Genomic DNA, 8,926 nt, shown 5'->3' on the forward strand with positions numbered 1-8,926 from the left:
AGCCAGAATCGGGGCCTAGACAGGGTGCTCAAGCAGATGCAACCCAGTTCAGAAAGTGGGTCGCACCGCAGCGGATCGCACCTGAGCGGGTTCCACCTGCTGCGCGTGGAGGTGGACGGCCGCCGCGCCTCCCTGTCCGTCGATGACAGCGCGGCCCGTTGGGAAGGCGAGTTGTCAGAACCACCCACCCACATCGCCCTGTTCGCCAACGGAGCGCCCGCCGCATTTGCCGGCTTCGCCCTGACCGTCGGCTGGCAGGACTGCTTTGAGGCGGACGCAACGCCCAGCGATCTGGGCTGGGAGAGCGACCGCCCGGCCGACTGGGCTATCGACGCGCGACAGTTGATCTTCGCCAATCCCGGCGGCGAGGGCGTTCTCCACAAGGGGCCGCCCCTGGCCGCTTATGAGCTGGTAATCAACGCTCGCCTGGCGGCCGGCGGCGCGGACGGGGGCTGCTACGGCATCATGCCGGCGCTGGCCGGCGGCGCGGGGCCGCTATTCACGGTGGAGCAATCCGGCGCGGGCTGGGCAGCCCACTGGCGCGACGGCGCGACAACAGAACGTTTCCCCTTGCCGGCCACGTTCGACCCGACCGTGTACCAGCAATTCCGCTTCCGCAAGTCAGACGGTCTGCTGACTATTCACTGGGAACAGCACGAGATCGCCGCCGTGCCCGTCACCGCCGAGGCGACGCGCGTCGGTCTGTACGGCCGCCGCGCCACAGCTGCTTTCGACATGGTGCGGGTCACGGCCATTCTGGAGGATACATCGCCATGACGGTTGTCACCGACACAACCCGTAGTCCATTTGCCCGGTTGAGGCCAACGCCCATCGCCGCCGTGTCCCTGACCGACCGCTTCTGGCAACCCCACCTGGAGCGCAACCAGCAGCGGGGTATCCCCCAGTTGTACGAGGAGTTGGAAGCGCACGGTGTTCTCGACAACTTCCGTCGCCTGTATGGCGCTCACGACGGACCGCGTCGGGGCTTCCTGTTCACCGATTCTGACCTGTACAAGTGGATGGAAGGCGCGGCCCTCTCCCTGCAAACCCGGCGCGACGCGCGGGTTGAAGCGTTGCTGGAGACGGCGGTCGCGGCGGTGCTGCCGGCCCAGGGCGCGGACGGGTATCTCAACACCTGGTTTGTAGAGGAGCGGGCGGCTGAGCGATGGCGCCGTTTGGAGACCGACCACGAACTGTACTGCGCCGGACATCTCTTTCAGGCGGCGGTGGCCTGGCACCGTCTCGATGGAGACCGGCGGCTGCTCGATTGCGCCATCCGCTTCGCCAATCTGATTGACGATACCTTTCGCCTCGGTGGGCGCGCCGGCGCTCCCGGCCACCCCGAAATCGAGATGGCGTTGGTGGAGTTGTACCGCGAAACGGGCGAGGGGCGCTATCTGGCGCTGGCTACCCACTTTTTAGAAGCGTCCGAGAGCATCACCCGGCCCGAGATCAGCGGTCACGTCGTGCGCGCGCTCTACTTCATGGCCGGGGCCACGGATGCCTATCTGGAGACCGGGCAGTATTGGCCCACTATCGAAGCCCAGTGGCGCGACCTGACGGCGCATAAAGTTTACATAACCGGCAGTATCGGCGCGCGGTACACAGCCGAGGCGCTGGGTAATGCCTATGAGCTACCCAACGAGCGCGCCTACGCCGAAACGTGCGCCTCGGTCGCCTCCATCTTCTGGCAATGGCGGCTGCTGTTGGCGACGGGCCGGGCCGTCTATACCGATTGGCTGGAACGGACGCTCTACAACGGCTTCCTGGCCGGCGTTTCCCTCTCCGGCGCGGAGTACTTTTACATGAATCCCCTGGCCTGCACGGGCCGCGAGGAGACTGACCCCTGGTACGCCTGGGCCAGAAAAGAGCCTTATCAGCGGCAACTCTGGCATGACTGCACCTGTTGTCCGCCCAACGCCCAACGTCTGCTGGCGTCGCTGCCCGGCTACTTCTATACGACGAGCGCCGATGGGCTTTGGGTTCACCTGTATGCAGCCAGCGAGGCGACCTGTCAACTTGAAAACGGTCGTTCTGTCGCCATCGTGCAGGAGACAGATTACCCGTGGCGGGGCGAGGTAACGCTTCACCTGTCATCCGACTCGGAACAGCCGTTCGATCTCCACCTGCGCATCCCCGGCTGGGCCGGTCAGGCGACGGTGCTGCTAAACGGTGTGCCGTTGCCCGGCGTGTCTCCCGGCCACTACTTCACCATCAGCGGCGTCCGGCGACAAGAGACGGTGCGCCTGGCGCTGGAGATGCCGGTGGAAAGGGTCGTCGCTCACAGCGCCCTCGCCGGCAATCGCGGCGCGGTAGCGGTCCAGCGCGGCCCGCTCGTTTACTGCCTGGAAGGGGTCGATCATCAGCAGCATGACGCGCGCCGCCTCTATCTGCCGGCCGATGCCTCATTCACCGTACGTCACCGGCCCGATTTGCTCGATGGCGTCACGACCATTATGGCGGATGGGTGGGAAGCAGACGACGGGGAGCGGCCGTTGTATCAATACCTGTCCCTCCAACAGCCGCCGCATTTCTCGCCTATGCCCTTGACCTTCATCCCTTATTACGCCTGGGCCAATCGCGGCCCATCATCCATGAACGTGTGGGTTCCCTTGCGATCTCAGTAGCGCGTATCGCCGCCGGCAAGGAGTAGCGCATGGACCAATCGGACACCTTTCTTTGGGCCGTTGGCATCGAAGACACCTTTATTCCGCAGGAGCAGCCCGGCCTGAGGGCGCTCGAAGAGTACGAACTGACGCAGCACTATCAGTTGTGGAGCGCCGACATCGACCGCGCCGCCGACCTGGGCGTGTCCCACATCCGCTGGGGCATCCCCTGGTATCGCGTCAACCCGGAGCCTGGCCGCTACGAGTGGGGCTGGGTGGATGAGGTGCTGGATTATCTCGTCAACCAGAAAGGCATCCAGCCCATCGTGGACTTGATGCACTACGGCACGCCCTTGTGGCTGGAGCGCTCCTTCCTCGACCCGGATTATCCCCGCCACGTGGCCGACTACGCCCGCGCGGTGGCCGAGCGCTACGGGCAGTTGGTGCGCTATTACACGCCGCTCAACGAGCCGACGGTCAACGCCGAGTTCTGCGGCCGGCGCGGCGAGTGGCCCCCCTACCGCGAGGGCGAGACCGGCTACGTGGCCGTGCTGATGGCCCTGCTGCGGGGCATGGTGCTGGCTGCTCAAGCTATTCGTGAGGCCGACCCCGACGCCGCCTTCGTCCAGGTGGAGGCGCTGGGCTGGCATTGGACCCACGACGAGCGCCTGCACGCGGAGGTAGCGCGGCGCGCGGCCCACAGCTACCTGGCCTTTGACCTGTTCACCGGGCAGGTGGATACAGCGCACTCCTTGTGGCCCTACCTGCGCGATCACGGCGTCGCAGAAGAAGACCTGAGTTGGCTGCGCGAGCGGGCGGCACGGGTGGAGGTGCTGGGCGTCAACCTCTACCCCTGGTCGGGCGGCGAGCTGGTGATGGACGCGGACGGGCAGGCCCACTGTCATGGCGAGTTGACCGGCCACCATCTGGCCGGCGTGCTACGCCAGGCGTGGGCGCGCTACCACATCCCCCTGATGGTCACCGAGACGAGCGCCCGCCGGGACGTGGCCGGCCGCGCCCGCTGGATGGACGAGACGCTCGCCGCCGTCGCCGCCGTCCGGGCCGAGGGCATCCCCGTCATCGGCTACACCTGGTTTCCGATGATGACGATGATCGATTGGGAGTACCGCAGCACCACTCAACCGCTGGAAGATTACTTACTGCACCTCGGCCTGTGGGACTCCGCCTTCGATGAGGACGGCGTCTTGCAGCGCCATGCGACGCCACTGGTGGAGAAGTACCGCCAGTATGTGAAATTAGGAATTAGGAATTAGGAATTATGAACCAGACGCCTGCGCTCTTATTCATAATTCATAATTACCAAGTGGTTTCATGATAGAGAGAATAGAACAGTCCCTGGATGGGAAGTGGGAGTTCTGGGTAGACAGCGGGGCGACGTTAGCCCCCGGGCGGCTGGCCGCGGAGGAGAGCCGCCCTATCCTCGTTCCCGGCCCCTGGCAAGCGCAGGCCGACGATCTACGCACCTACAGCGGCCCGGCCTGGTATCGCCGGGCGGTGGAAGTGCCGGCCGACTGGTTGGCCCATGCCCTGATCCTGTGTTTTGGCGCAGTGGATTATCGGGCCGAGGTGTGGTGGAACGGCCAGCCCGCAGGCGAGCACGAGGGCGGCTACCTGCCGTTCGAGCTGGACGTGACAGCCGCCGCGCGCCCCGGCCGGAACGAACTGGTGGTGCGCGTCGCTGACCCGCCCGAACTGTTCCGCGAAATCCCGCACGGTAAGCAGAGCTGGTACGGCCCGCTGAGCGGCATCTGGCAGCCAGTGCGGCTGGAATGCCGGCCGGCCACCCACATCCGGCGCGTGCGCGTCACGCCCGACGCGGCGACCGGCCGGGTGTCGCTGCGCGTGGAGACGAGCCGGCCGTTGGCCGAGGGCGACCGGATTGAGGCCCGTTTCCTTTCCCCCCAGGGCGCGGAAGTGGCAACGACCGACCATGTAGGGGCGGGTTTGAAACCCGCCCCTACCGTCCAGGGTGCGGAAGTGGCGAGGACCGCGCCTACCGCCGAGCTGAACGCAACGGTGGCCGCGCCGGAACTGTGGGACATCGACTCGCCGCGCCTGTACACGGTTGAGGTGACGCTGGAGACAGAGGCCAGCCGGGACATGCGGGCCGAAACCTTCGGCTTCCGAACGATCGAGGCGCGGGAGGGACGACTGTGGCTGAACGGCCGCCCCCTCTACCTGCGCGGCGCGCTCGACCAGGATTACTACCCTGACCTCATCTACACGCCTCCATCCTACGAGTACATCGAGAACGAGTTTCGCCAGGCCAAGGCGATGGGTCTGAACTGCCTGCGCGTCCACATCAAGGTGGCCGACCCGCGCTACTACGAGGCCGCCGACCGGGTGGGGCTGCTCATCTGGACGGAACTGCCGAACTGGGCGCAATTGACCGACGCGGCCATCGCGCGCGGGCGGGAGACCATCGCCGGGATGATCGAGCGGGACTGGAACCACCCGTCGATCATCATCTGGACGATCATCAACGAGGCGTGGGGCACGGAATTGGCGACCAACCCCGATCACCGCGCCTGGCTGGCGGAAATGTACGCCTGGGTGAAGGGACTTGATCCGACGCGACTTGTCGTGGACAACTCGCCCTGCTTCGACAACGCGCACGTCAAGAGCGACCTGGATGACTTTCACTTCTACGCCGCCATGCCCGACGATACAGCGGTGTGGGACGCCCTGGTCGGGGGGATGGCCGACCGCGCCCCGTGGCTCTACGCGCCCGATTGCCAGACCGCTCGGGAAGATGGCGCGCCGCTGGTCATCTCGGAGTTCGGCAACTGGGGCTTGCCCGACATTGGCCCGCTGCTGGCCCACTACGGCAGGGAACCATGGTGGTTCGAGACGGGCTGGGAGTGGAGCGGCGGCGACGTGTACCCCCACGCCGCCGGGCAGCGCTTCCATGACCTCTATCTAGATCGGGTCTTCGGCGATTATGCGGGCTTGGCGCACGCCTCGCAATGGGCGCAATTCGAAGCGCTGCGCTACGAGATCGAGACGATGCGCCTCCACCCGCCGATCGCCGGCTACGTCATCACCGAGTTCACCGACGTGCATTGGGAGTGCAACGGCCTGCTGGACATGCTACGCCGGCCGAAGGCCCACTACGACCGCCTGCGGGAAATCAACGCCGACACGATGCTCATCCCCCGCGTGGCCCGGCGAGCCTGGCGGGCGGGCGAGACGGCCGACGTCGCCCTCCACCTGTCCCATTTCGGCCCGCGTCCGCTGCGCGACGCCGCGCTAACCTGGTCGCTGGCCGGTGACGGTGTACCGCACGCGGAGGGAACGATCGGCGGCATCGCGGCCGCGACCGCCCAGGTCATTCCCCTGCCGCCGCTACGACTGGAACTGCCCGACGCGACCCGCCCAACCCGCCTCTCGCTGTGGCTGGCGCTGGCCGACGAGACCGGGCAAGAAGTGGCGCGCAACGAACTGCCGCTCATCCTCTTCCCGCCGGCAACCCCAGCCTCGCGGGTCGTGGCCTGCGCGGAGGAGAGGTTGGCCGGCGCGCTCCGGCAGGCGGGCTACACCATCGCCGCAGATGCAGCCGCGGGCGCGCCGCTGGTCGTCACGACGTTTGATCAATCCACCCGCCGTTTTGTGGAGCGCGGGGGGCAAGTCCTCTTTCTGGCCCAGAAGCCGGACGCGTTGCAGACCAGCGTGCCCCGGCTGGCGTTGCGCGCGCGCCGGGGCACGCCCTGGTCGGGCGATTGGGCCAGCAGCTTCGCCTGGTATCGCCGCGACCTATGGGCGGGCGATATTCCGGGGGACGGCCGCTTCGACTTTGCCTTCGCCTCGGTGCTGCCGGAAACGGTGATCGACGGCGTGCATCCGGCCGACTTCCGTGAGGAGGTGCTGGCCGGTCTGTTCGTGGGCTGGCTGCGCCGCCCGGCCGCCTTGGTGCGCCAGCTGCCGCTGGGTAAGGGCACGCTGCTCGTCTCCACGCTGCGCCTGCGAGACGGCCTCGGCGCGGACCCGGTGGCGGATAAGCTGGTGGGAGAGTTACTGTCACTATTGAGCAGTAAGCAGCAGGTCAGTAGGTCAGTCTTAAACTGAACACTGACCTACTGATCACTGCTTAGACTTGATCCGGTAGCTCTCGCAGCCGTTCCGCCGCTCCCTCCGGCGTGATGTCGCGTTGCGGCTGCCCCAGCAGTTCGTAGCCGACCATAAACTTGCGGACGGTGGCCGAGCGCAGCAGCGGCGGGTAGAAGTGGGCGTGCAGGTGCCAGAACGGATACGCCTCGCCATCGGTGGGCGGCTGGTGGAACCCCATGCTATAGGGGAATGTGACGTTGAAGAGGCGGTTATAGCGCCGGGTCAGGCGGCGCAGGATGTCGGCCAGTCCGTCGCGCGCTTCTGCCCCCAGGTCGGTCAGCGCGCCATAGTGGACGCGCGGCAGCACCAGGGTCTCGAAGGGCCAGATGGCCCAGAACGGGACGAGGGCCACCCAGTGTTCATTGTCGCAGACCAGCCGCTCGCCCTGCTCCAGCTCTACCGCCAGATAGTCGCACAACAGGCAGCGGCCCGTTTCGGCGAAGTAGGCGCGCTGTTGGGCCAACTCCTTCGCCGGTTCGTTGGGCAGGCGTTCGTCGGCCCAGATTTGGCCGTGGGGGTGAGGGTTGCTCGCGCCCATCATCGCCCCCCGGTTTTCGAAGATCTGGACGTGCCGCACCCAGGGGATGGCCCCCAATTCGGCGTATTGATCGGCCCAGGTATCCACGACGCGACGGATGTCCGCCGCCGCCATATCCGCCAGCGTCAGATCATGGCGCGGCGAGAAGCAGACCACGCGACAGATGCCCCGCTCACTCTCGGCGCGCAACAGCGGCGGCGTCCGAGGCGCGTCCAGCCCCAGGGCCAGTTCGCGCGGCTCGGTGTTGGGCAGCAGCGCGGCGAAGTCGTTGTCGAACACGAAGGTGGTGGTGTAGGGGGGATTGACGGCCCCACCGGCGCGGGCGTTGCCGGGGCAGAGGTAGCAGGCGGGATCGTGGGTCAGACGATGCTCGCCCGGCGGCTGCTCCACCATGCCCTGCCAGGGGCGCGCCGTCCGGTGGGGCGAGACGAGCACCCACTCGCCCGTGAGCAGATTCTGCCGGCGGTGCGGCGCGGCGAAAAGGGGTTGAGCGTCCATTCACATCTCCTGATAGGCTGTATACGCCCTCCATTGTACTGCATCGATGTGTGGCGCGCGCCCATTCGACTGCTAGTAGGGGCGGAAACAAAGGTCTGGGCGCTGTTGGTAGAACCCGGCTGCCAATGCTATGATCAGCCACACCGAATCCAACAGGAGCATCGATGGACTTAACTCAATTCAACACGTTGCCCGATGGCGGGGTGACCTCGCCCCAGGGCTTCCGCGCCGCCGCCGTAGCCGCGGGCATCAAGCAGTCGGGCCGGCCCGACCTCGTGCTCGTCGCCTCTGACCGCGACTGCGCCGCCGCGGGCGTTTTCACCCGCAATCAGGTCGTCGCCGCGCCCGTCCTGCTCGACCGCGAGACGTTGGCCGCCAACGCCACGGCCCTGCGCGGCGTGCTCATCAATGCCGGCAACGCCAATGCCTGCACCGGCGCGCCCGGCCTGGACGACGCCCGCGAGATGCAACGGTTGGCCGCCGCCGCCCTGGCTGCCGGGCCGGAACAACTGCTTATTATGTCAACCGGCGTCATCGGTGTGCCGCTGCCGATGGAGCGCGTCCGGGCCGGCGTGGCCGTGCTGGCGCCGCGCCTCTCTCCAGCCGGCGGCCGGGCCGCGGCCGAGGCGATCATGACCACCGACACGCGGCCGAAGCACCTGGCCGTCGAGCTCGACCTGTCCGGCGGCCGGGTCACGTTGGGCGGCATGGCCAAGGGCGCGGGTATGATCCATCCCAATATGGCGACGCTGCTGGGCGTGCTGACGACGGACGCCGCTCTGCCCGCCGGCGATCTGTACGCATTATTATGCGAAGCAACCGATGCGACCTTTAACGCCATCAGCATTGACGGCGACACCAGCACCAACGACACCGTCCTGCTGCTGGCCAACGGCGCGAGCGGCGTGGCCGTGAGCGGGCCGGACGACCGGGCGCGCTTCGCCGCGGCGCTGCAGCACCTATGCCACGAACTGGCGATGATGATCGTCCACGACGGCGAGGGCGTGACCCGGGTGGTCGCGCTGCGCGTCAGCGGCGCGCGTACGCCGGCCGAGGCGCGGCAGATCGCCAACACCATCGCCACCTCACCGCTGGTCAAGACGGCCTTCGCCGGCGGCGACCCCAACTGGGGGCGCATTCTGGCCGCAGCCGGGCG

Annotated in this window: 6 protein-coding genes; 5 read left to right on the plus strand and 1 reads right to left on the minus strand. The window is 67.1% G+C overall.

Annotation, left to right across the window (positions count from 1 at the left end; all coding sequences use genetic code 11):
- The 4 genes from ACE3UY_RS13095 to ACE3UY_RS13110 all read left to right on the plus strand — a co-directional run.
- A partial coding sequence (locus ACE3UY_RS13095) for a hypothetical protein (protein WP_374687954.1) occupies positions 1–777 on the plus strand: 777 nt, incomplete at its 5' end.
- A complete protein-coding gene (locus ACE3UY_RS13100; RefSeq protein WP_374687955.1) occupies positions 774–2,627 on the plus strand; it encodes a glycoside hydrolase family 127 protein in 1,854 nt (617 codons plus the stop codon). The genes ACE3UY_RS13095 and ACE3UY_RS13100, both read left to right, overlap by 4 nt.
- A 29-nt stretch (positions 2,628–2,656) precedes the next feature.
- Positions 2,657–3,880: a family 1 glycosylhydrolase gene (locus ACE3UY_RS13105; RefSeq protein ID WP_374687956.1), complete on the plus strand. Its 1,224-nt coding sequence runs from the start codon at positions 2,657–2,659 to the stop codon at positions 3,878–3,880.
- 58 nt (positions 3,881–3,938) lie between these two features.
- Positions 3,939–6,692, plus strand: coding sequence for a glycoside hydrolase family 2 protein (locus ACE3UY_RS13110; protein ID WP_374687957.1), 2,754 nt, complete (start codon positions 3,939–3,941; stop codon positions 6,690–6,692).
- 22 nt (positions 6,693–6,714) lie between these two features.
- Here the strand turns inward: ACE3UY_RS13110 and ACE3UY_RS13115 are convergent, their stop codons facing one another.
- Positions 6,715–7,770: a UDP-glucose--hexose-1-phosphate uridylyltransferase gene (locus tag ACE3UY_RS13115; RefSeq protein WP_374687958.1), complete on the minus strand. Its 1,056-nt coding sequence runs from the start codon at positions 7,768–7,770 to the stop codon at positions 6,715–6,717.
- 164 nt (positions 7,771–7,934) lie between these two features.
- Between ACE3UY_RS13115 and argJ the strand changes: the two genes are divergently transcribed.
- Positions 7,935–8,926 (plus strand): bifunctional glutamate N-acetyltransferase/amino-acid acetyltransferase ArgJ (gene argJ, locus ACE3UY_RS13120; RefSeq protein WP_374687959.1); only part of this gene is annotated, 992 nt, incomplete at its 3' end.

Origin of the sequence: Promineifilum sp. (SeqCode), from assembly GCF_041918635.1 — a bacterium.
Lineage (GTDB): Bacteria > Chloroflexota > Anaerolineae > Promineifilales > Promineifilaceae > Promineifilum.